Raw genomic sequence first — 21,192 nt, 5'->3', positions numbered from 1 at the left:
AACCCAACATCTCACGACACGAGCTGACGACGACCATGCACCACCTGTCACTTTGTCTCCGAAGAGAACACTTCTATCTCTAAAAGCTTCAAAGGATGTCAAGACCTGGTAAGGTTCTTCGCGTTGCTTCGAATTAAACCACATGCTCCACCGCTTGTGCGGGTCCCGTCAATTCCTTTGAGTTTCAACCTTGCGGTCGTACTCCCCAGGCGGAATACTTAATGCGTTAGCTTCGGCACTAAGAGGCGGAAACCTCCTAACACCTAGTATTCATCGTTTACGGTGTGGACTACCAGGGTATCTAATCCTGTTTGCTACCCACACTTTCGAGCCTCAACGTCAGTTGTTGTCCAGTAAGCCGCCTTCGCCACTGGTGTTCTTCCATATATCTACGCATTCCACCGCTACACATGGAGTTCCACTTACCTCTACAACACTCAAGTTAACCAGTTTCCAATGCCATTCCGGAGTTGAGCTCCGGGCTTTCACATCAGACTTAATCAACCGTCTGCGCTCGCTTTACGCCCAATAAATCCGGATAACGCTCGGGACATACGTATTACCGCGGCTGCTGGCACGTATTTAGCCGTCCCTTTCTGGTATGGTACCGTCGAACTAAAATCATTCCCTATTCTAGCATTTCTTCCCATACAACAGTGCTTTACGACCCTAAAGCCTTCATCACACACGCGGCGTTGCTCCATCAGGCTTTCGCCCATTGTGGAAGATTCCCTACTGCAGCCTCCCGTAGGAGTTTGGGCCGTGTCTCAGTCCCAATGTGGCCGATCAGTCTCTCAACTCGGCTATGCATCATTGTCTTGGTAGGCCTTTACCCCACCAACTAACTAATGCACCGCGGACCCATCTCTAGGTGACGCCGTAGCGCCTTTCAACTTTGTATCATGCGATACTAAGTTTTATTCGGTATTAGCATCTGTTTCCAAATGTTATCCCCAGCCTTGAGGCAGGTTATCCACGTGTTACTCACCCGTTCGCCACTCGCTTGAAAGGTGCAAGCACCTTTCGCTGCGCGTTCGACTTGCATGTATTAGGCACGCCGCCAGCGTTCATCCTGAGCCAGGATCAAACTCTCAATTTAAATGAATTAAATTCATCGTTTGAAGATGTACTCTTCGATTAAACTGACTAATTGCTATATCTCTATAACGACTATCCGTTTATTGTTTGTTACGAATTGACTTCGCAAATTTGTTTCAGTTATTACTGCTAATAACTAGTAACAGATTCGTTTGTTCAAAGTTTTGTTCAGTTTTCAATGTGCTACTTGTTGTCGCTGAGACAACTATATTATCTTATCACGCGGTTGATTACTTGTCAACACCTTTTTCAAAATGTTTTTTCGTAATCATCCCCGCTGCGCTTTCGCACCGCTAAGACAACTTTATTATTCTACTACGTCGCGTTTCGCTTGTCAACTACTTCTTTCGAAATTTCTTTCAGAAATCTCTCACTGTAACCGCTTGCTTGTCCGCCGCCGTTAGAACATATACTAATATACCGCCTTTATCCCCCTGCGTCAACCCCTTTTTTACTTCTTTTTTACACGTTCGTTTTATACCTTTGTTGGCTTTTTTATCACTTTCTTCGTTCGCTTTTTACTGGATATTTCACCCAATTTTTTCACTATGTTAGGTTTGTTCCCATCAGTCATTTTATTGCAACGTCAATTTAAGATCTTCCGGTTTAATCAAATGCCATTTTTTGATAAATAACCACTTTAATGTCATAGCTAATACACAAGGTAACACGACAAAAACCAGTACAATATCCAATACTGCTTTTGTCGATTGATTAGACAACCCATAAGCCGTCATCGGTCCAATTAAGCCTGAAAAACCAAAACCAGCAGAAAACGGCGTCCCCTTGACATCAAATACCGTTGCCAAAATACCCATAATACCCGCGCCAATCGTTGTTGGGATAAATAGTTTTGGCTTCAAGAGCATATTGGCCATCTGAATTTTTGGCGAACCAATAAAATGTGCCAAAGTACCACCAATAGGATTCACACTAGCGCCCATTGCCGCTAAGGTAAAGCTTGCGACAACAATACCCGCATTAGCCGCCCCAGACCCAACGCCGGATAAATTAATCGCCATTGCAATGCCGACAGATGATAACGGCGACACCACAAGGAAGGCAAAGGCCATACCAAGCAAAGCCCCCATCAACAATGGCGTCAAGTGGGTAGCTGCTGAAACCGCTGCTCCCATCAGAACCTGCACTTGTCTTAATGGCGCTAATGTCACCAAGCCCAATCCGCCCGCCAACAAAACAACGATCAACGGTTGCAGTAACATCTTCAAATGACCAAACACAGTTGTTGTCAACTTTACTAAAATTGCCGCAACCAGCGTAATCAAAACAATGTTTAAAATAACCCCAGTCCCACTAATCATCATCCCCGTAGCTGTTTTCGTCACAACACCCGAGGACACAAACGTTGCCAAAGCAATCGCGCCAGCGTCAATCGTGGATAATTTCAATAGATGTCCCACCGCAAAGCCAGCAACAAGCGGTAACGTACTTTGAATCAACGTCGTCATAAAATTAATATTTGCTGCAATCACGCTATTAGGAAAGAGCAACAAGAGTTGACTCACTAGCGCACTTGGAATCAGGGTAATAACAATCCCTAAACTTGTCCCATTTAGCACATCAACGATAAATTGCTTGATTTGTTGGCCACGACCGACACTTGACTTCATTTCTTTTCTCCCGTTATCACGCATTGCAATAGTTACCTATATATGTACGCGCAAAAGCGCTTTTTAAATTTCATGTAATGCTGGTTGGCCTTGAATGATCAATAAAACATCATCCAATGCAATATCAATCATGTTTTGTACGGCAAGGTTCGTATAAAACGCCACATGGGGTGTCATGATGACATTTGGCAAATCAAGTAACTGTTGAATACGTTGATCCGCTACACCCTGTTGCCGTAAGTCATGATTAAATATCGCCGATTCACCTTCAACTGTGTCGAGTGCTGCAGCTTCGATCTCACCACTCATCAGTGCCGTAAGTAAATCATCCGTATTAACAACTGGCCCACGCGATGCATTAACTAAACCTGCATGTGATGGCATACGTTCAAAGTCCGTTGCACTCAGCAAGCCAACTGATGATGGATTTAAATCAACATGCAAACTCACAATATCACTCTCAGCCAATAACGTCTCTTTGTCGACATAAGTCAGAAATGACTCGTAGGCTGGTTGGGGATTAATATCATAACCCAACACACGTGCACCAAGTGCATGTAATAATTGCGCCAAGGTACTCCCAATCCGGCCAGCTCCAATAATACCTACCGTCACTGTATGAATTTCTCTTGCTTGTAAGCCGCCCCACCGAAAATCATGTTGCGCAACACGCTGATCAAAAGCCCATGTTCGGCGCAATAACCGGAAAATTTGCATCAATGCCATTTCAGCCACTGATCGTGGTGAATAGGCCGGTACATTGGTGACTTTTAAGCCAGCTTCTTTTGCTAACGCCACTTCGATCATGTCATAGCCAGCTGTTCGCGTCGTAATTTGTTGCAAGCCCTGTTGTGCTAATGTGCGGTAGAATGCCGAATCCCCACCGATTTTAGCAGTTTGTTGCACAATCAAACCATCATATTGACGCAAATCCGGTAGTTTATCTGGGTGCAATTCATCACGTGAAATATCAATCTCAACATGGTGTTGTTGCGCATAGGCAGCAATAGCCGTCTCTTCATCTTCACGTACGCTAGTCATTAAAATTTTAGGCATGGCGATTCGCCTCGATATATGCTGTTAAGCGCGCCATCGCTTCTTCCAATGTTGCCATTGATGCGGCATAACTCAATCGTACGTACCCTTCGCCACCTGGGCCAAAAGCTGAACCAGGAATAACCGCGAGCTTGTTTTTTTGCGCTAAGTCACGGGCAAACGCTACATCATCTTGCGGTAAATCAGCTGGAATCTTAGCAAAAATATAGAAAGCACCCGCTGGTTTTGGTATATCAAACCCTAAGTCAGTCATCGTTTGGTAAACATAGTCACGGCGCGCTTGATATTCGGCCTTCATTGCCAATGTATCTGCTTTTCCGGCTGGTGTGCCTAACGCTTCGGCTGCCGCTGCCATCGCTGAGTTCGTCGGTGTCGTAATCGTGAATTGGTGAATCAAACCCAATTTAGCCACCAATTCTGCCGGCCCGGCTAACAAACCGATCCGGTAACCCGTCATCGCGTGTGACTTAGAGACGCCGTTAAGCAAAATAGTTTGTTCTGGTAAGAATTGTGCCATCGAAACATGCGTTGTTTCATAGGTTAATTCGGAATAAATTTCATCAGAAATGACGACAATATTCGTATCACGCAACACCTCAGCCAAAGCGCGAACGGCTGCTTCGTCATAAGTCACACCGGTTGGATTAGACGGGAAGTTCAACACAATCGCCTTAATGCTGTCGCCATGTTCTGCAATCGCTGCTTTTAACATTTCCGGACTTAAAACAAATCCATTGGCTGATGTATCAATAAATACTGGTTCGCCACCGCCAACTAACGTCACCGGAATATACAATGGAAAGATTGGCGTTGGCAACAATACTTTATCCCCTGGATTTAATAGTGATGTCACAACCGTATAAATCGCTTCCGTTGCCCCAACAGTGACAATAATTTCACTTTCAGCATCATAGTCAACCCCATAGCGATCTGCCAAAAAGCCGGCAGCTGCTTGACGTAAAGCCAATGTACCGTTAGACGCCGCATAATGTGAATCATTTTCAACAATTGAACGAACAGCGGCCTGCTTAATATGTTCTGGCACATCAAAATCCGGCTCACCCAACGTCAATTTTAAAATGTCAGGAATGGCACTGACTTCATTATCGAAAGCACGGATTGCACTGGGCTTCACGAGATCCAATCGTTGGTTAAATGATGATAGCAAGGCTGGTTTTGCGTGTGGCATAATTTTCTCCTCTAATTCACAACTCGGTTTAACAAAAAAAACGCACATTCGGTTGTTTCCGAATGTGCGCTAACTTGAGTCATGACAAAACTCATCAGGCATTCGGAACCATCTCCTCCGAATACCAATGCAAAATGCTTTTGGTATACGGTAGGCTACCTAAAATACCAAAAGTAAAACTGTTCTGCATTTTCTATGTGTTTGACTGTCATTTGTTAAAAACCTTCATTAATTTATGAGATAATCATAATCTTTTACCTTGTGAAAGTCAAGCACATTATTACTAATTTATCATATAATATCGTATTAACCGAGCGGCTTATTTTTAGGCACGCTACGCCCATTCATAATATCATGAACAAACAAGTCCAGTTGTGTCTTTGTTTTCGCCCAGTCATCATTATCTAATTCGTAAGCCACACCCTTTAAGGCATCCGGCAATACCATGTCCCGCAAAAATTCCGGCGAAGCCACACGTTGTTTAATCGCCGTTGGATCATCCCCACGTACTTGCACCCGTTCCACTAAGACATCGGGACTTGTCACCGTCACAAAGAGAATGACCGCCTGATCACCTAGTTCGCGCGCATAAGTGATGGCCCCCGCCGTATCCAAAACAATCGTGATATAAGGATTTTTCGCCCAGGCACGTTGCAGTCCTTCATAAGATGAGCCATATTGCGCTCCAGCATAATTAACCCGCTCAAGATAATGATTTTTCTCAAATGACGTCTCATCTTCAAAATAATACGATACACCCTCGACTTCGCGATCGCGTGGTGGACGCGTTGTATGCGTAATGACACGAGGCATACGAAAATTATCTTGTAAATATCGTGCAATAGTTGTTTTGCCGACGCCGGTTGCCCCAGTAATCACAAATACTTTATTTTCTTTCATATATCCTGTATCCTGATTCGTTATTATTTCTATTGTAGCGTATCTTTACAAGCAACGTTAGACATTCGCGCGTCAACTTGTTAAAATAATAGTTATGTTTAAATTAAAATAGTATGGGAGAAATGTTATGTCTATCTTCACAAGAGCATTTAGACGTGAATCTGTGCAAAACTACATTAATGCAGATTCTCATATGACGCGCGAATTGACAACGCGCGACCTCATTGGTCTTGGTGTTGGGACGGTGATCGGAACAGGTATTTTCATCTTACCTGGCCACGAAGCTGCGCAACACGCTGGCCCGGCTGTATCCGTCGCCTTTTTGATTGCCGCCATCTTCTCTGGCCTATCTGGTATGGCCTTTGCTGAATTTTCATCAGCGATGCCGGTGGCCGGATCCGCTTATTCTTATGGGAGTGTCATCTATGGTGAGATTATCGGCTGGTTACTAGGTTGGTCACTTATCTTAGAATACTTCTTAGCCGTTTCAGCCATTGCGACTGGTTTTTCCGCTTATTTCGGTAACCTCCTCACAATTTTTGGGATTCACATGCCAAAAAGCCTGATGGCCGGCCCACTAGAAGGTGGCGTGGTGAATTTATTTGCCGTTTTGATCATCTTAATCGTCACCGCAATTTTGTCTCGCGGATTGAATACATCTAAAAAGGTCGAAAATGCTGCTGTAGTTGTGAAGGTTGCTATCCTAGGGTTGTTCATCATTGGTGGTTCTTTCTTTATTAAGCACACCAACTACGTACCTTTTTATCCAAAAGAATTCCATTCTGGTGTCTTTGGCTTAAACGGTATCTGGGCGGCCACTGCAAGTATCATCTTTGCCTTCTTGGGATTTGATACCATTGCCGCACATGCTGCCGAAGTTAAAAATCCACAAAAGACGATGGCCCGTGGTATCATCGGGACTGTTTTGATTTCAGCCCTGCTCTATGTACTGTTTGCCGTTGTTTTGACTGGTATTGTGAACTATAAAAAGTTGGGCGTGGATGATCCGGCAGCATTTGCCCTACAAGCCATTCACCAAACGCAATTCTCTGTTGTCATCATTGTCGGTGCATTAATTGGTATGTTTACAGCCATTTTGGCACTTGTCTACGCCTCATCACGTCTCACTTACTCATTTGGTCGTGATGGGTTACTCCCAAAGCCATTAGGTAGGATTTCTGCTGGTTCACGTTTACCAGTTAACGCATTAATCGTTGCTGTTGTCGTTGAATCAATCTTTGCTGGTTTAATTCCACTGAACACATTAGCGAGTTTGATCAATGCCGGTACCTTGTTAGCCTTCACATTCATTAACTTTGGTATCTTAATCTTACGTCGTCGGAAAGACTTATCTCATGACGGTTTCAAAGTGCCTGGTTATCCAGTGCTCCCATTCATTGCTGGCGTGATTAGCCTATTGTTGATCGCAAAACTACCCGTCAACACATTGTTCCTGTTTAGCCTCTGGGTCATTGCTGGTATTGTTTGGTACGCTATCTACGGTGTACGAAATTCAAAGTTATCTTAAAGCCACATAAAAAGGACTGCAAATGCAGTCCTTTTTATGTGGTCAAATTTTAAAGTAACGGTGTCTTGCGACGCATATAAGCATCCACTAACTTCTCATAGACCCCTGGTTCAACACTATCCAGTGCTGGTCCCAAAACATCCATCGCTTTACCAAAATTGTAATCTCGTTCGTAAAACATCCGTGCTTGTTCGCTTGCCGCAGCCACACGTTCATTAGTGGCACGATAGCGATTAGCGTACTGCAACAATTGTTCTGTCAACGCTGCTTGGTCGACAATCGTGTCCGTCTTTTCTTTTAAGGTATCAATATCTGCTGACACAATGTTTAATTGTCGTTGTACCTCATCCATGTCAACTAAATCAGCTTTGAGTGACTTGGCGAGTCGTTCCAATTCATTCGTCACGGCAAAGAAATATTCTAGATAAGTCGCAGGCAAACCAGGTAAACTCATCCGTTCAACAGCGTGCTTAATATTTTCAATTTCTTGCTGGTATTCCCCACCGAGTTGACGGGCAGAACGCTTAGCTTTTTCCAAACCAGAAATCTTTTCCCACATGTCAATTTGTTGGGCTTCAATTTCGGCAAAATGCTTGAGCAAAGCTTCTTGCTTCGCCCGTAATTCACTGTATGACATTTCAGCAGATTCCAACAAATCATCATTGTGATTTACTTGTTCTTCTGCCGCATTGATTTGTTCTAGTAACACACGACGTGTTTCAAGTTCCTTATGGTTAAATTGGAAACTCTGACTTAAGCGATCCAGTTCAATCGCCAATGTACTATTTTGTTCACGCAACCGCAAAAGATCTGATGACAATGTCTTCGCATTTTTCATGACTTGTTGTCGGGCGGTAATTTCCGTTTCCATCATGTCGTAGAGTGTGTCAATGCGACGTTCGATGTAACCGTTCTGTTCAGATACTTCTTTCAACTTCAAATCACCTAACAATTGCAACACTTGTTGGCGTTGTTGGTCAATCGCTTGTAGTTCTTGTTGCAGGGTATCATTTGGGAACACATAACCTTGGGCAACTAGTTCATCATGGCCTTGTGCTAATTCATTGAGTTGATCCACATAAACTTTATCAAGCTTTTCAAACAACGGCGGAATATCTGTCATCATCTTTTCCATTTGCGTTGTTTCCATCGCCAATTGTTCATAGATATCCGATGCAGTTGCATGATCACCAGCTTCAGTTAAACGGGTAAATTCATCATAATCAGCCTCAAGTTGTTTCAAGAATTGATCAAGCGCACCGTTGGCTGGCCCAAACTTAAAGTTCTCAGCCAGTAGTCGTTTACGCAACTCGTCATACTTCTTTTTCAGCTCATTAATGGCTTCACGATGCGCTTCATTGATCTTTTTCAGTTCAACGAGTCCATTGCGAACGTCATGAATCGTTTGTTCCGTGTCATCCACCATGGCTTCAAAACGGGCCAACTCATGGCGTGTTTTAATGAAGTTAATCCCGCGCGCTTCAAACAAAACAAGGTTGGCTTGCTGGTCAATTTTTAGAAATTTATTGTTTTTAACATCATTAAAACGACTCTCTAAATTTTGATATTCCTTCAGTGACTGCCCAGTCAAGGCTAACTTGCGGCCTTCAACGAGTTCATCGCGGACCTTCAAAGACATTAGTTGTGCTTTTCTATCTTTAAGGATGTTGACTTTTTTGACGGTGGCACGCTGCATAACAAAGATCGCCAAGTAAGCAATGACCACAATACCCAAAACAATTGCTAATATAATTAAATTCATGTGTTTTTATCCCATTTTTATTGATTATTCCAATTTTATCACGCCACTTTTTTTTATGCCGATTTTCTCGCCTTTTTTTGCTAAATCTCAACGCGTTTACAATTTTCTTAACAACTTGCTAATTTTGGCCTTTTCTGGTATATTGGGATAAGTTGTTATATTGAGTAGCAGTAAGTAAAGAAGCGCGTCAACAGCGTCCCCAAATCGTTAGTAAGGCCACAGCTACTGGCACTGAGAAACGTCAAGTTTGGCGCTGCACGCATCTGGTGCTTACCCTCAAATGTACGACAAAATACATTTTGGAGGACATATATATGTCACGTTATACAGGTCCAAAGTGGCGCATTTCACGTCGCTTGGGTGTTTCATTGTCAGGTACTGGTAAGGAATTGTCACGTCGTGCGTACGCACCTGGTGATCACGGTGCCGGACGCCGCGCAAAGGTTTCTGAATATGGTATGCAATTGCGCGAAAAGCAAAAGTTGCGTTTCACTTATGGTTTGACAGAACGTCAATTCCATTCTTTGTTTAACAAGGCTGGTAAGATCCGTAAGGGTACTCACGGTACTAACTTCATGATCTTGTTGGAACAACGTTTGGATTCACTTGTTTACCGTCTTGGTTTGGCAACAACACGCCAACAAGCACGTCAATTAGTTAACCACGGCCACATTTTGGTTGATGGTCAACGTGTTGATATCCCTTCATACCAAGTAACACCTGGTCAAGTGATTTCTGTTCGCGATAAGTCAAAGAACATTGTACCTATCCAAGTTGCTGTTGAATCAGTTGTGGCACGTCCACAATTCGTATCATTCGACGCTGACAAGCTTGAAGGTACTTTGGTACGTTTGCCAGAACGCGAAGAATTAGATGCCGACATCAACGAAGCTTTGATCGTCGAATACTACAACCGTTTGGGTTAATATCTTAAACCAAATCTGGTTAAAAAACACCACCTTCGGGTGGTGTTTTTCGTTTGAATTAAAATTTCATCTTAACTAACGTATAATAGACTTATTACAACGTATCGGAGAAGAAAGAAACCATGGATATCAATGAACGCTTGCAAAACGAACAATTAAACGGTGGTCAACATCAACTTAATCCCGATGAACAACACCGTTATCTGGGCACTTTTAGAGAACGTGTCATTGCTGCTGTTAAAAAATCACAACTCAACTCACCAGCAATTCAGGCACAGTTCGAGGCCACATTAAAGCAACATACTGAGGGTAAAGTCTTAATCAGCCAACCACTCGCTGGTGATTTCTTTACAACGTATGTCCGTATGGCAGTCACGACAAATCACCCATTCACCTTACTATCGACAAATGACGCAACAACAGAAGATGATCCGATTGCGGTTTTGTTGGCTGCTGATGACGCCGTTAATATCGATCAAATTTATTTCACTTAAACCAACTAGAAAGGATGCTCGTTCATTATGCAACAACCACTCGCATATCGCATGCGTCCGACCAAAATTGAAGAAATTGTTGGCCAACAACATCTTGTTGGCGAAGGCAAAATTATCTGGCGCATGGTCGCGGCGAAACGCCTTAGTTCCATGATTTTGTATGGTCCACCAGGCATTGGCAAAACATCCATCGCTTCGGCAATCGCCGGCTCTTCTAAGTATGCTTTTCGCATGCTCAATGCTGCGACAGATAGTCAAAAAGATTTGCAAATCGTCGCAGAGGAAGCAAAAATGTCTGGCGCAGTGGTTTTGCTCTTAGACGAAATCCATCGTTTAAATAAGGTCAAACAGGACTTTTTATTGCCCTATTTGGAATCTGGCGCCATTATTTTAATTGGCGCCACCACTGAAAATCCTTATATCAACGTCACCCCAGCCATCCGATCACGAACACAAATTTTTCAGTTAGAATCCTTAACTGAAGCCGACATTTTGTCTGCGGTGGATCGGGCGTTGGCCGACCAAACTAATGGCCTCGGCCAGTATGATGTCACACTCGATGAAGCGGCGCGCCAACAACTCGCCCGTGCCACAAATGGTGATTTGCGCAGCGCATTGAACGGTTTAGAACTAGCTGTCTTATCAACAAAACCAGATGATAATCAACAAATTCATATCACCTTACCAATCATTGAAGAAACCGTCCAGCGTAAAGCACTTTCGGCGGATAAAGATGGTGATGCGCACTATGATGTCATTTCAGCCCTTCAAAAATCCATTCGTGGTTCAGATGTTGATGCCGCCTTACATTACGCCGCGCGGATTATCGAATCCGGTGATATCAACATTCTCGCCCGCCGCTTGACGGTGATTGCTTACGAAGATATTGGTTTAGCTAATCCCGGCGCTGCACAACGTGCGATAACCGCTATTCAAGCCGCCCAAAACCTAGGATTGCCAGAAGCACGGATTCCTTTTGCCAATGCCATTATTGAACTGGCGCTATCACCAAAGTCAAATGCCGCCTACCGTGCGATCGACGCTGCATTAGCTGATATTCGTCAGGGCAAAAGTCGTGACATTCCGCCACACCTTAAAGACGCCCACTACAAAGGTGCCGCCGACTTGGGACATGGAACAGGTTATATTTATCCTCATGATTACGACAATGATTGGGTACCTCAGCAATACTTACCCGATCAACTGCAACAAGTGACTTATTTCCAGCCAAAAGGCAATTCCAAAATTGAACAATCATTCCAGGAAATCTATCAAACTTTGAAAACACAACAAAAAAAGGGGCTGCAGTAACCCCCAATATCATTTAAAATGTCAAGACTGGTTGTACGACCATTTTAGCGGTATAATAATTGATGAATTCCTCAGATATGCGCATTGCTACACCATCAGTTTTTTCCTTACAACCTTTATTTTTCGGTTGGGAATTCACGGCTGGAAAGATCTGCCCTTTCATTCGGTAATCTGACCAGCCTGATGAACCATCCACCTCGATAATTTCGAGGAAAATCTGCGTAGCAGTTAACGGTATCACGAGTGTTCCGGGCATGTCCCGTGCATCCATTTCGATGGATGCTTTTTTTGTAGTCAAATCAGGCCAAAATACTATTATTTTTTTCATGTAAGCGTTATACTTAGTATATACCTACACTAACTAGAGGAGATTTCTTATGACAGCAAACTACAACAAAATTTTGGTTCCTATGGATGGTTCAAAAGAATCAGAAGCTGCACTTGTTCGTGCCATTGAATTGGCAAACGAAGCTGGTGATCAAGGTGTTTTGTCAATTCTAAACGTTATTGACACACGCGCCTTCCAAAATGTTGCAAGCTTTGACGACACAATGGTTGAAGCTGTTTCTGAAGAAACACGTAAGAGCCTTGAAAAGTACAAGCAACAAGCGCTTGATGCCGGTGTAAAGAACGTTGATTATCTCATTGAATACGGTTCACCAAAGGCTTTGATCGCTAAGGAAGTCCCTAACGAAGTCCATGCCGATCTTATTGTGATTGGTGCCACTGGTTTGAACGCTGTTGAACGCTTTGTTATTGGTTCAGTTACTGAATTCGTCACACGTACTGCTAAGGTTGATGTCTTGGTTGTTCGTGGCTAAACAGCAAAAAAAATAAGCCTAACGGCTTATTTTTTTTTGCTTAAATTTCAACTGTATCTAATTCAGCCAAATGCTTTTCAGCGGTTTGACGATTTGACAAATAGGCGGCGACATGTGCGTAATGTAACTGACGCTTGGCTTCAGCCAAATTACCACGTTTTTCTTCTACTTTCGCCAACAATTCGCTCAAGTCTGGCACCCAGAACAAATCAACGCGCTTACGTAATACCTGCAACGCTTCTTGCAAGAGTTCTGCTGCAAAATCCAAATCACCACGTTCAATCAAAAATTCAACATAACGTTGCCGCGCTTTCAACACAACATGAAATTCCAATTCATTTGCAGTGAGCAGATCTGGTTCGAGTTCAGCGGCTAATAAGAACTTTTCTGTAGCTGCTTTAATATCGCCTTGTAAGAAATAATTGGTTGCCATTTGACGATAGGCATAAAACACGTAGAAATCACCTAGTGATGGCGTCTTCTTATCAACTGCCAAATCAGTGTATTGAATCACTTTGGCAAAATCTTCACCCTTATAGCTTGCTTCTTCAGCTTTAAGAATATAGTAAGCTTGCAAAGTCGGCGCGTTTTGACTCAAGGCTTTTTCAAATTCTTCAAATTCTTTCAGGGCTTCATGCTTCATTTGCAAAACCACTTTGCCCAGTAATTCCTTAGCCTTTTGCGTCAAGAAATCACCCGACACAAATTCTGACATGTCGAGGTTCAAGCGATCTAGAATTGCTAACAAAACATCAGCATTTGGGACACGATTTTGATTTTCAACTAACGAAATCGTTGCTTGCGTTGTAATCCCTTCTGCAAGTTCGACTTGAGACAAGTGCATCTTCTTACGCGCTGCACGAATTGCCTTTCCGTCGAAACTGTCATTTTTTCCGTTCTTTACCATTAATTAAACTTCCCTATTTTTTCTTCACCTAATGTGACAAATTGATAACTTAACTTGGCATTCTTCTCGAATTCTTCAAAACCATAGGCGATCATCTTTTCAACAAGTGCCACATTATCAATATCTGAATAATCCCATAAGCGCTTAAACAATGACATGTTTGTAAAGCCTGGCAACGTATTTGGCTCACCCAAATAAGGGACATCGTTTTCATCTAGCAAAAAGTCCATCCGTGCTTCACCACGCAAGTTCAAAACTTTATAAGCCTTCAAAGCCATGTCCTTCACTTCTTGCGTGATGGCATCTGGCAACTTTGCTGGAATTTCAAATTCAACAGCAGAGTTATCCACAAACTTGTTGTTGTAATCATACCAGCCGTCACCATCACCCTGATTTGGTACGGCATGCGCGCCAATTTCTGAGACCAATGGTTCATCATTACCGATCACACCAACTTCAAGTTCGCGTGGGCCCTTGACTGCTTGTTCTACCAAGACTTTGTAGTCATATTGGAAAGAATCAGCCAACGCAGCTGCAAATTCCTCAGCTGTTGTGGCACGGGAAATGCCGACTGATGAGCCTTGGTTCGCCGCTTTAACGAAAACAACATCGCCAAACGTTGCCACAACCTTATCCCAAGTCCAATCTTTGGCTGTTTTTTCATCCAACACGACATAGTTGGTATTGCGAATGTTGTTAACAGTTAGCAATTCCTTCGTCATAGCCTTATCAAAGCTGACCGCATGACCACGCAGTGGCGCACCAACAAATGGCTTATTCAAAAGTCGAAAGAGTCCTTGCAATGTGCCATCTTCACCAAGATTACCATGCACGACTGGGAAGAAAATATCAAAGTCTCCTGCTTCACGTAAAGCACTAATGCGCGCCAACGGATCCGTCGTATCAACTTTGGCCATGAAAGCATCAACAATTGGTTGTTCGTCTTCTAAGGCCAACACGCGTTTTGAGCTTTCAGGGTCTAGAAAATAGCCATTTTGCGCAATTGCAAATACGGTAATATCGTACTTACCACTCGCTTCAATCGCTTGATAGTAGTTTTGGGCGGAACGCTTTGACACATCATGTTCAGAAGAATTTCCACCAAATAATAGGGCAACGTGTTTTTTTGTCATTGTATTTTACTCCGATTTTTATTATATCAATATGAGGTAATATTATGCAAGGTATATTCTATGTTAAGTAATCTTTTGTCTGTTCGACGTAGTTGTATATCGCGTCAGGAACAGCCTGTCGATCTGTCAATAAAATTGCGTGAAAGAAACGTGTTCGGTTATACAGTTGATGCCACCGCCCTTCTGATTGTGGCGCTTGCCGCGTCACCAAATCTTTCCGCCATAACTTCAAGGTTAACAGCAGATAGTCTTCGTAAATCGCATGTGTTTGCGCTGCTCGCAAGGCAACCTCAGCAATACGGTCGGTTTCTCCCATCACTAAGGGCTGGTGTAACTCGCGATAGCCCGCTAACATACTGGCCATTAAAAATAATTTGTCAGCCCGCATCAGCTTTGGCATCAACATGATTTCATTAACAGCATTGCCAATATGTGTAAACGCGTGCGCCCAACCATTGGTGCCAATGAACCCACGCGCATCACGCTCTAATGCCGCATATAGCGCAACCCGATTAATCACATAGTCTAATAAGTCATCAGACATAAAGGCCGTTTTTGTCCGCTGCGTAAATAACAAAAGTGACACTAACAACACACTAAACGATCGTCGATAAATCGCCGCATTGTTCACTTCAAAAATGTGCGCAAATAATTGCTCATCAGACACCAAATCAGTGATTAGCCACCGCATCTGTGACTCAGACACTAATTGATTTTGAATGATATCACTCAGGAAAAAAAACGCCCCCGTGTCGCGATACTTGGGCAATGGATTGGCCAACTGTGCTACTGCCAGACGTAACGTCTCATCCGGAACTGGTAGCAACTGCGCCTTCCCGCCATGGGCCTGCGCAGCTTCCTCTAGTTGTTGGCTATACGCTCGCATAGCAATCAAGGCTTGTTCACCGTCTACTGGCAACGCCACAGCAGTGACGGGTTGTGGCGACAACTCAGCAAGTATTTCAGCCATCATTTCCCCTAACGACTGGAAAATCTCACCATCACGCGTTTTATTTCTTAAAGCAATAAATTGTGTTTGTAGTTCGCTTAATGTCATCATTACATTGAAAACCCTGTCGACTCTTTAAAGGTCGCGTTCTGCTGCTGATAACCGATACTTAAAATCAGACCAATCCCTATCAAGTTACCCAGCAGCGATGACCCACCCTGAGAAATAAAGGGTAGCGGAATACCAGTTAACGGTAGCAAGCCGATATTCATCCCAATATTTTCAAATACGTGGAACAACAACATCATCACTACACCAGTAGCAATATACGCATAAAAAGCATTTTGCGCTTTAAATGTGGCCGCAATGAGACGATAAATCAAGATAAAGTACAGCGCGATGAGCAAAGCGCCACCAATAAAGCCAAAACTTTCACCAATTACTGAGAAAATCATATCAGACTCACGTACCGGCACATAGACCTTCAAATGGCCAAATCCTTGTCCGGTCAGTTGACCAGAGCCAATGGCCTTCAAACTTTGATACGTTTGATAACCTGATGATGACGTATCTTGATCCGGATGCAGCCAAGTCTGAATACGATCAAATTGATACAACTTGAAGCCCAACGCATCCAAAATATTTTTCCCAGTTGCTGATGTCACTAATGCCAGTAACGTAATTCCAATTGCCGCTGCTGCCGCAATAACGGGTCCCAGAATACGCCAAGTCACACCTGACACAAGGGCAACCCCACCAAAAATCGCCATAAATACAAGCAATGTCCCCAAGTCATTTTGCATCGCGATCAAAACGGCGACTGGTAAGAAGCATAACGCCATCTTACCTAACAATAACCAATCCGAATGGATGTCATGATGCTCATATTGACGATTGTGTTGGGCTACTACCCGACTCAACATCAGGATAAACGCTGGTTTCACCACTTCGGACGGTTGGAAAGAAACTGGCCCGAAAACAAACCAAGATTTAGCGCCGGTCGCTGCCGCCATCCCTCGGTTATAAAAAATTAAAACGGCCACCAGCAAAAATATGCCTAAGCCGTAAGCCACTGGCGCTAGCCGCCAGAGTTGAGAGGCATCAAATCGCAACAAGAAAGCAATAATAATTGCCCCCAAAATCCAAAACACCCCCTGCACAATTGTCGCTCTCAGAGCCGATTGCATCGTGCCATACTGTGAGTTGAGTGCTGCTTCGAAAATCGAACTCAGACCAATAATCATAAATAGCAAAAGAATTAAAATAATGCCCCAATCCAATTCTGAACCGGACGTACGATTACTCATTTGTCGTGAAGGTCGTTGCATGTTGATGTTACCTCGTTTTATGTACAAACCCTTATCATGTCTTAATGATAAGGGTTTTTCTGATTATTTTATTGATATAAGTTAAAACTTGCTAAAATAGCTTCAATTGCTTCATCTTGTGTTTTCGCTTGGTTAATCACTGCTTGCTGCCCAAAATAACCAACAAAACCACGGTCTGCAGGTGCAACGTAACCAATCTGTTTCTTGTCGATCAAGACTTGCGTTTGGTTCTCGACAACCACAAGCTCAACACCAAAATTTTGATTTTTCTTCCGCATATTACAATCCTTTACGCCCTGATTTCATGTGTTCAAGCAATGCCCCAGCGCCCTTAGCCACATTGTCTAGTGGTGAATCAGACACAACAACCGGTACTTCTAGCGCATCAGATAATAGTTGATCCATGCCGTGTAACAAAGCACCACCACCCGTCAACATGATACCACGATCAATAATATCAGCTGCTAATTCAGGTGGTAGCTTAGCCAAAACAGAATGCGTCGCACGAACAATTTGTTGCAACGTGTCATGAAGTGCTTCTTCGACTTCGTTCGAATTAATCGTAACCGTTTTTGGCATCCCTTCAAAATTATCACGACCACGTACTTCCATCGTCAATGGTTCATCGACCGGCAAGGCTGAACCAATTTGAATTTTGATTGTTTCCGCTGTGCGTTCACCAACAATCAAATTATGATGGCGCTTAAGGTAACCTACAATGTCAAAGTTCATTTTGTCACCGGCCACCCGAATTGATTCAGATACCACAATATCACCAAGTGATAGCACCGCAATATCTGAGGTTCCACCACCCATGTCAATGACCATTGACCCAACTGGCTTAAAGATATCCAATCCGGCACCAACAGCTGCAACCTTTGGTTCATATTCCAGATAAACCTTGGCGCCACCTGCTTTTTCTGCAGCTTGAATGATCGCCTTACGTTCGATTTCAGTGATGTTTGTTGGGGCGCAAATCATAATGTTAGGCTTTGACATGAAGCCCTTAACATTCAACTTATTCACAAAGTACGTCAACATGGCTTCGGTTACGTCAAAGTCTGAAATAACCCCATCTTTCAAGGGACGTACGGCCCGAATATTGCCAGGTGTACGGCCAACCATCCGGTAAGCTTCAGAACCCACTGCTAATACACGATCTGTTTTGTCATCAACTGCTACAACAGAAGGTTCGTTCAAAACGATACCCTTACCTTCTACATAAATGAGAACATTGGCTGTTCCCAAGTCAATGCCGATATCTTTTGCCATGTTTTGTCTCCAGTTTTTTTATTTTTATAAACGGGCGTACAACGCCGACTTGTCTACATAATCTAGTCAATTATACCACAGTTGCTAATCGTTTTTGAGCTACTTTCCAAATACCGTCGCTGGTAGGACAAGGATCCAATTCGTAATAGAAATAAAGAAACTCGCCACCAAATAGCCTAAAGCAATCGCCAAAATAATCTTTAAAAATCCGGCTTGTTTCGGTGTATATGGCATAAACTTGGCGAAATTAATTGGTTTAATCGTCCAAAACACAAAATACATGGCCAATACATTGAGACTCAGCATAACTATTGGATTCATGATGCCCCCCTTTTTTTGATCACATTATTGTAATCAATTATAACAATATGCACGTTACTTTTGTCACAGTAATAACCTGCAATAAAAAACAAGACACCAGTCCAATATGGTGTCTTGTTCTCTTTTATTTCTGCTGTGTCAAATCAACATCTTCCAATTTAACGATGTGTGTTTTGTGACGAATTTTGTAGCCAACGTATAATACTAGGAAGAACGGTACTGATAGGTAAGTCACCGCCAGCTTTTCTAGGTTAAATTGTGAAAAACTTGCCGGATCCTGACCAATAATCACGCCAATTGAAATCACTAGCGCAAATAGTGGGCCAAATGGGAACCATTTTGCTTTATATTTCAATGCATTCAAATCTTTTCCCTGTACAACGTAGGCACGACGGAAACGGTAATGAGACAGCGCAATACCAACCCAAGCGATGAATCCAGTCAAACCTGAAGCATTCACAAGCCAAGTATAAGCCACTGATCCACCCTTCGTGTTTGAAATGAAGGCCAATAAACCAATCGCTGTCGTCAAGAAGAGGGCCGCTACCGGTACCCCACGGGTTGACAATTTTGCAAAAATCTTTGGTGCCTCACCCTTACGTGCCATTGCATATAACATACGGGTTGAGGCATAAGAACCTGAATTAGCTGATGATACAATTGATGTCAAGATAACCGCGTTCATCAAACTGGCGGCAAAGGCAATTCCTGCATTTTTAAAGACAATTGTAAACGGTGATTCTGCAACATTTTTAGTTGATGCACTCAACAAGCTCGGATCACGGTAGTAAACCAAAGCTGAAATGACGAAAATGGCCATAATATAGAAAAGTAAAATACGCCAGAAAACTTGATTGATCGCCTTAGGCACAGACTTTTCCGGATCCTTAGCTTCACCAGCAGTAATCCCGATTAACTCCGTACCTTGGAACGAGAAGCCAGCCACAACAAAGACTGACAAAATAGCTTGCGGACCACCGACAAAACCATGGTTCCCAACAGATAGGTTTTTCATCACGTTAATATCTGAATGGATAACCCCAAAAATCGTGGCGACACCCACAATCAAAAAGGCAATAATTGTAATGACCTTTATCATTGACAGCCAAAATTCTGTTTCACCAAAGGCCCCCACAGAAAATAGATTAATGAAGAAAATGAACACCATTGCCACCGCTGAAAAAATCCACGATGGGGTATTGGGGAACCAAAAGTTTGACACCAAACCAACAGCCACAATATCGACGGCTAATGTAATCGCCCAGTTAAACCAGTAGTTCCAACCCATCGCAAAACCCAGTGCGGGGTCAACATAGCGGCCAGCATAATCAGAAAAAGAGCCTGATGTTGGTGAATAAGTTGCCATTTCACCTAAACTGGTCATTAAGAAATAGACCATGACACCAATTGCCAAATAGGCAACAATCGCTCCTGACGGACCAGCTTGGGCAACTGTCGCACCGGAAGCCACAAACAAACCTGTTCCAATTGAACCACCTAAAGCAATCATTGACACATGACGTGTCTTGAGATTACGTTTCATCTCACCATTATGTTCTGCCATTAACATTCTCCCTAATCGGGGCAAATAAAAAGCCCCTTTCTTGTAAATAGAAAGAGGTCTAAAAAGTTAGTTTATCGTAACTTTTCAAAGCACACCACGTCGCCGTGACAGTCTAACAACTATTCGTTGTTAGCCCAATCTCCCGCTGCCTTGCGAGAAATTTCGGCAACCGCCCCTTTCGCGTAAAATCACTGTTCTTGGCGAACTCATTTACGTTACTCATGTTGGTTGCAACCTCTTTGATAACTTGAATATCATATCATCTTTAAATTAAGGTGTCAATTTCTAATACACGACGCCAGTGTTTTGCATGTCGACGATATTGCTGTTCGCTCAATTGCCACCAAAAATACCCAAAGCATAGCGCCCCAAGTTCACTAGATAGCAGCATGCCATTTTGTTGCATGCGCGATAGCGCCATCAAACACCATCCGAACACAACCAGCAGCTGAATTCCCCACTGCCATTGCCAGTCAGCTGTTAGTCTTGGCACAATAATAGCGGCAATGACCGCCAAAATCTGAAACCACCAAACTAACAAAAGATCTGGCATCATTGATCCCATTTTGAAACCCTTATCCCAATAAGTGGTTAACACCATCGATAATAGCTCAACCACCAGCAGCCCTAGGACTTGCGTGGCAATTAACCAACCCATGGCAATTTTATAATTGACCAAGTAGAGCAAACCAGATAGGCCGATAATCCCAAACACTGCCAACCAGTAATGATTCAACAAGCTAGCAAAACCAATTCCTTGTTGCACGAGCTGTGGCATAAAATTATGCACCGCTAATTCTGCCCCATCATTCATGACATGCATAAACAACAAATTAAAACGTACCTGAATCGCTAAAATCAGAAACAAACCACCAAAAATCAACATGAGGCATTTTCTTAATTTATCCGGCTGGATTAACATGCTATTAACTCCCTTGTCTGTTGATCACAACAATTGTACCATTATAGCCAGTATCATTTGCTTAAATTCACGATCTGGCA

General features: G+C 43.1%; 20 protein-coding genes, 1 rRNA gene and 1 riboswitch (1 of these 22 cut by a window edge). Of the genes, 5 read left to right on the top strand and 16 right to left on the bottom strand.

Translation table 11 applies throughout. The features are described from left to right. From FGL80_RS03780 to FGL80_RS03760, 5 genes are all read right to left on the bottom strand, one after another. Window positions 1-1,099: ribosomal RNA gene (locus FGL80_RS03780) — 16S ribosomal RNA — on the bottom strand; it reaches 448 nt to the left of the window's first position. A gap of 574 nt (window positions 1,100-1,673) precedes the next feature. Then, window positions 1,674-2,729, bottom strand: a complete 1,056-nt coding sequence (locus FGL80_RS03775) for a PTS sugar transporter subunit IIC (protein ID WP_055308411.1) — start codon at window positions 2,727-2,729, stop codon at window positions 1,674-1,676. A gap of 63 nt (window positions 2,730-2,792) precedes the next feature. Further along, window positions 2,793-3,785: a D-2-hydroxyacid dehydrogenase gene (locus tag FGL80_RS03770; protein ID WP_055308412.1), complete on the bottom strand. Its 993-nt coding sequence runs from the start codon at window positions 3,783-3,785 to the stop codon at window positions 2,793-2,795. After that, entirely contained in the window at window positions 3,778-4,974 is a 1,197-nt protein-coding gene (locus FGL80_RS03765) for an aminotransferase class I/II-fold pyridoxal phosphate-dependent enzyme (RefSeq protein WP_055308413.1), read from the bottom strand. Before FGL80_RS03765 ends, FGL80_RS03770 begins: the two co-directional genes overlap by 8 nt. 306 nt (window positions 4,975-5,280) lie before the next feature. After that, window positions 5,281-5,874, bottom strand: a complete 594-nt coding sequence (locus FGL80_RS03760; RefSeq protein ID WP_055308414.1) for a nucleoside/nucleotide kinase family protein — start codon at window positions 5,872-5,874, stop codon at window positions 5,281-5,283. Window positions 5,875-6,001: 127 nt separating this feature from the next. On the opposite strand from FGL80_RS03760, the gene FGL80_RS03755 reads away from it, so the two are divergent. Next, the gene (locus FGL80_RS03755; RefSeq protein ID WP_055308415.1) at window positions 6,002-7,402 is read left to right on the top strand and encodes an APC family permease; all 1,401 of its coding nucleotides are present in this window, start codon (window positions 6,002-6,004) and stop codon (window positions 7,400-7,402) included. A 49-nt stretch (window positions 7,403-7,451) separates the two neighbouring features. Here FGL80_RS03755 and ezrA read toward each other — a convergent pair whose 3' ends face one another. Then, window positions 7,452-9,164: a septation ring formation regulator EzrA gene (gene ezrA / locus FGL80_RS03750; protein ID WP_147001810.1), complete on the bottom strand. Its 1,713-nt coding sequence runs from the start codon at window positions 9,162-9,164 to the stop codon at window positions 7,452-7,454. Between the two features lie 314 nt (window positions 9,165-9,478). Between ezrA and rpsD the strand changes: the two genes are divergently transcribed. The 3 genes from rpsD (at window position 9,479) to FGL80_RS03735 (ending at window position 11,895) form a co-directional block, all read left to right on the top strand. Beyond that, window positions 9,479-10,090 (top strand): 30S ribosomal protein S4, encoded by a 612-nt coding sequence (gene rpsD / locus FGL80_RS03745; RefSeq protein ID WP_010004144.1) that lies wholly within the window; start codon window positions 9,479-9,481, stop codon window positions 10,088-10,090. Between the two features lie 122 nt (window positions 10,091-10,212). After that, window positions 10,213-10,584 (top strand): YueI family protein, encoded by a 372-nt coding sequence (locus FGL80_RS03740; protein ID WP_055308417.1) that lies wholly within the window; start codon window positions 10,213-10,215, stop codon window positions 10,582-10,584. A 27-nt stretch (window positions 10,585-10,611) separates the two neighbouring features. Continuing rightward, window positions 10,612-11,895 carry a replication-associated recombination protein A gene (locus tag FGL80_RS03735; RefSeq protein ID WP_055308418.1) on the top strand — a complete coding sequence of 428 codons (1,284 nt, stop codon included), beginning with the start codon at window positions 10,612-10,614 and terminating at the stop codon, window positions 11,893-11,895. Between the two features lie 13 nt (window positions 11,896-11,908). On the opposite strand, the gene FGL80_RS03730 is transcribed toward FGL80_RS03735, so the two are convergent. Continuing rightward, window positions 11,909-12,223 carry a hypothetical protein gene (locus tag FGL80_RS03730; protein ID WP_009999887.1) on the bottom strand — a complete coding sequence of 105 codons (315 nt, stop codon included), beginning with the start codon at window positions 12,221-12,223 and terminating at the stop codon, window positions 11,909-11,911. 49 nt (window positions 12,224-12,272) lie between these two features. On the opposite strand from FGL80_RS03730, the gene FGL80_RS03725 reads away from it, so the two are divergent. Beyond that, on the top strand, window positions 12,273-12,716 hold the full coding sequence (locus FGL80_RS03725) for a universal stress protein (RefSeq protein WP_009999885.1): 444 nt from the start codon (window positions 12,273-12,275) through the stop codon (window positions 12,714-12,716). Window positions 12,717-12,756: 40 nt separating this feature from the next. Here FGL80_RS03725 and FGL80_RS03720 read toward each other — a convergent pair whose 3' ends face one another. From FGL80_RS03720 to FGL80_RS03680, 9 genes are all read right to left on the bottom strand, one after another. Further along, entirely contained in the window at window positions 12,757-13,623 is an 867-nt protein-coding gene (locus FGL80_RS03720; protein WP_055308419.1) for a helix-turn-helix domain-containing protein, read from the bottom strand. Then, complete coding sequence (locus tag FGL80_RS03715) at window positions 13,623-14,756, bottom strand: D-alanine--D-alanine ligase family protein (protein WP_010001020.1); 1,134 nt, start codon at window positions 14,754-14,756, stop codon at window positions 13,623-13,625. Before FGL80_RS03715 ends, FGL80_RS03720 begins: the two co-directional genes overlap by 1 nt. A 58-nt stretch (window positions 14,757-14,814) precedes the next feature. Then, window positions 14,815-15,816, bottom strand: a complete 1,002-nt coding sequence (locus FGL80_RS03710) for a DUF2785 domain-containing protein (RefSeq protein WP_055308420.1) — start codon at window positions 15,814-15,816, stop codon at window positions 14,815-14,817. Then, window positions 15,816-17,033, bottom strand: a complete 1,218-nt coding sequence (locus tag FGL80_RS03705; protein WP_055308421.1) for an FtsW/RodA/SpoVE family cell cycle protein — start codon at window positions 17,031-17,033, stop codon at window positions 15,816-15,818. The genes FGL80_RS03710 and FGL80_RS03705 overlap by 1 nt, the downstream gene beginning before the upstream one ends. 68 nt (window positions 17,034-17,101) lie before the next feature. Continuing rightward, window positions 17,102-17,311, bottom strand: a complete 210-nt coding sequence (locus FGL80_RS03700; RefSeq protein WP_010001017.1) for a DUF2969 family protein — start codon at window positions 17,309-17,311, stop codon at window positions 17,102-17,104. A gap of 1 nt (window position 17,312) precedes the next feature. After that, complete coding sequence (gene mreB / locus FGL80_RS03695) at window positions 17,313-18,305, bottom strand: rod shape-determining protein (RefSeq protein ID WP_010001016.1); 993 nt, start codon at window positions 18,303-18,305, stop codon at window positions 17,313-17,315. Between the two features lie 99 nt (window positions 18,306-18,404). Continuing rightward, a complete protein-coding gene (locus tag FGL80_RS03690) occupies window positions 18,405-18,626 on the bottom strand; it encodes a DUF1146 family protein (RefSeq protein ID WP_010001015.1) in 222 nt (73 codons plus the stop codon). A gap of 124 nt (window positions 18,627-18,750) precedes the next feature. Continuing rightward, the gene (locus FGL80_RS03685) at window positions 18,751-20,190 is read right to left on the bottom strand and encodes an amino acid permease (RefSeq protein WP_055308422.1); all 1,440 of its coding nucleotides are present in this window, start codon (window positions 20,188-20,190) and stop codon (window positions 18,751-18,753) included. A 79-nt stretch (window positions 20,191-20,269) separates the two neighbouring features. Then, window positions 20,270-20,438, bottom strand: a riboswitch (Lysine riboswitch). Window positions 20,439-20,455: 17 nt separating this feature from the next. After that, window positions 20,456-21,112 carry a hypothetical protein gene (locus FGL80_RS03680; protein ID WP_055308423.1) on the bottom strand — a complete coding sequence of 219 codons (657 nt, stop codon included), beginning with the start codon at window positions 21,110-21,112 and terminating at the stop codon, window positions 20,456-20,458. Between the last annotated feature and the right edge of the window lie 80 nt (window positions 21,113-21,192).

It is taken from the genome of Leuconostoc lactis (genome assembly GCF_007954625.1).
Taxonomy (GTDB): domain Bacteria; phylum Bacillota; class Bacilli; order Lactobacillales; family Lactobacillaceae; genus Leuconostoc; species Leuconostoc lactis_A.
Note: the sequence above shows the minus strand (reverse complement) of the source record. Positions and strands in the feature narration are given on the sequence as shown.

Excerpts from the sequence above, each read along its gene's own strand:
- FGL80_RS03775 (WP_055308411.1), bottom strand. The coding sequence starts at position 2,729 with ATGAAGTCAAGTGTCGGTCGTGGCCAACAAATCAAGCAATTTATCGTT.
- FGL80_RS03770 (WP_055308412.1), bottom strand. The coding sequence starts at position 3,785 with ATGCCTAAAATTTTAATGACTAGCGTACGTGAAGATGAAGAGACGGCT.
- FGL80_RS03765 (WP_055308413.1), bottom strand. The coding sequence starts at position 4,974 with ATGCCACACGCAAAACCAGCCTTGCTATCATCATTTAACCAACGATTG.
- FGL80_RS03760 (WP_055308414.1), bottom strand. The coding sequence starts at position 5,874 with ATGAAAGAAAATAAAGTATTTGTGATTACTGGGGCAACCGGCGTCGGC.
- FGL80_RS03755 (WP_055308415.1), top strand. The coding sequence starts at position 6,002 with ATGTCTATCTTCACAAGAGCATTTAGACGTGAATCTGTGCAAAACTAC.
- ezrA (WP_147001810.1), bottom strand. The coding sequence starts at position 9,164 with ATGAATTTAATTATATTAGCAATTGTTTTGGGTATTGTGGTCATTGCT.
- rpsD (WP_010004144.1), top strand. The coding sequence starts at position 9,479 with ATGTCACGTTATACAGGTCCAAAGTGGCGCATTTCACGTCGCTTGGGT.
- FGL80_RS03740 (WP_055308417.1), top strand. The coding sequence starts at position 10,213 with ATGGATATCAATGAACGCTTGCAAAACGAACAATTAAACGGTGGTCAA.
- FGL80_RS03735 (WP_055308418.1), top strand. The coding sequence starts at position 10,612 with ATGCAACAACCACTCGCATATCGCATGCGTCCGACCAAAATTGAAGAA.
- FGL80_RS03730 (WP_009999887.1), bottom strand. The coding sequence starts at position 12,223 with ATGAAAAAAATAATAGTATTTTGGCCTGATTTGACTACAAAAAAAGCA.
- FGL80_RS03725 (WP_009999885.1), top strand. The coding sequence starts at position 12,273 with ATGACAGCAAACTACAACAAAATTTTGGTTCCTATGGATGGTTCAAAA.
- FGL80_RS03720 (WP_055308419.1), bottom strand. The coding sequence starts at position 13,623 with ATGGTAAAGAACGGAAAAAATGACAGTTTCGACGGAAAGGCAATTCGT.
- FGL80_RS03715 (WP_010001020.1), bottom strand. The coding sequence starts at position 14,756 with ATGACAAAAAAACACGTTGCCCTATTATTTGGTGGAAATTCTTCTGAA.
- FGL80_RS03710 (WP_055308420.1), bottom strand. The coding sequence starts at position 15,816 with ATGATGACATTAAGCGAACTACAAACACAATTTATTGCTTTAAGAAAT.
- FGL80_RS03705 (WP_055308421.1), bottom strand. The coding sequence starts at position 17,033 with ATGCAACGACCTTCACGACAAATGAGTAATCGTACGTCCGGTTCAGAA.
- FGL80_RS03700 (WP_010001017.1), bottom strand. The coding sequence starts at position 17,311 with ATGCGGAAGAAAAATCAAAATTTTGGTGTTGAGCTTGTGGTTGTCGAG.
- mreB (WP_010001016.1), bottom strand. The coding sequence starts at position 18,305 with ATGGCAAAAGATATCGGCATTGACTTGGGAACAGCCAATGTTCTCATT.
- FGL80_RS03690 (WP_010001015.1), bottom strand. The coding sequence starts at position 18,626 with ATGAATCCAATAGTTATGCTGAGTCTCAATGTATTGGCCATGTATTTT.
- FGL80_RS03685 (WP_055308422.1), bottom strand. The coding sequence starts at position 20,190 with ATGGCAGAACATAATGGTGAGATGAAACGTAATCTCAAGACACGTCAT.
- FGL80_RS03680 (WP_055308423.1), bottom strand. The coding sequence starts at position 21,112 with ATGTTAATCCAGCCGGATAAATTAAGAAAATGCCTCATGTTGATTTTT.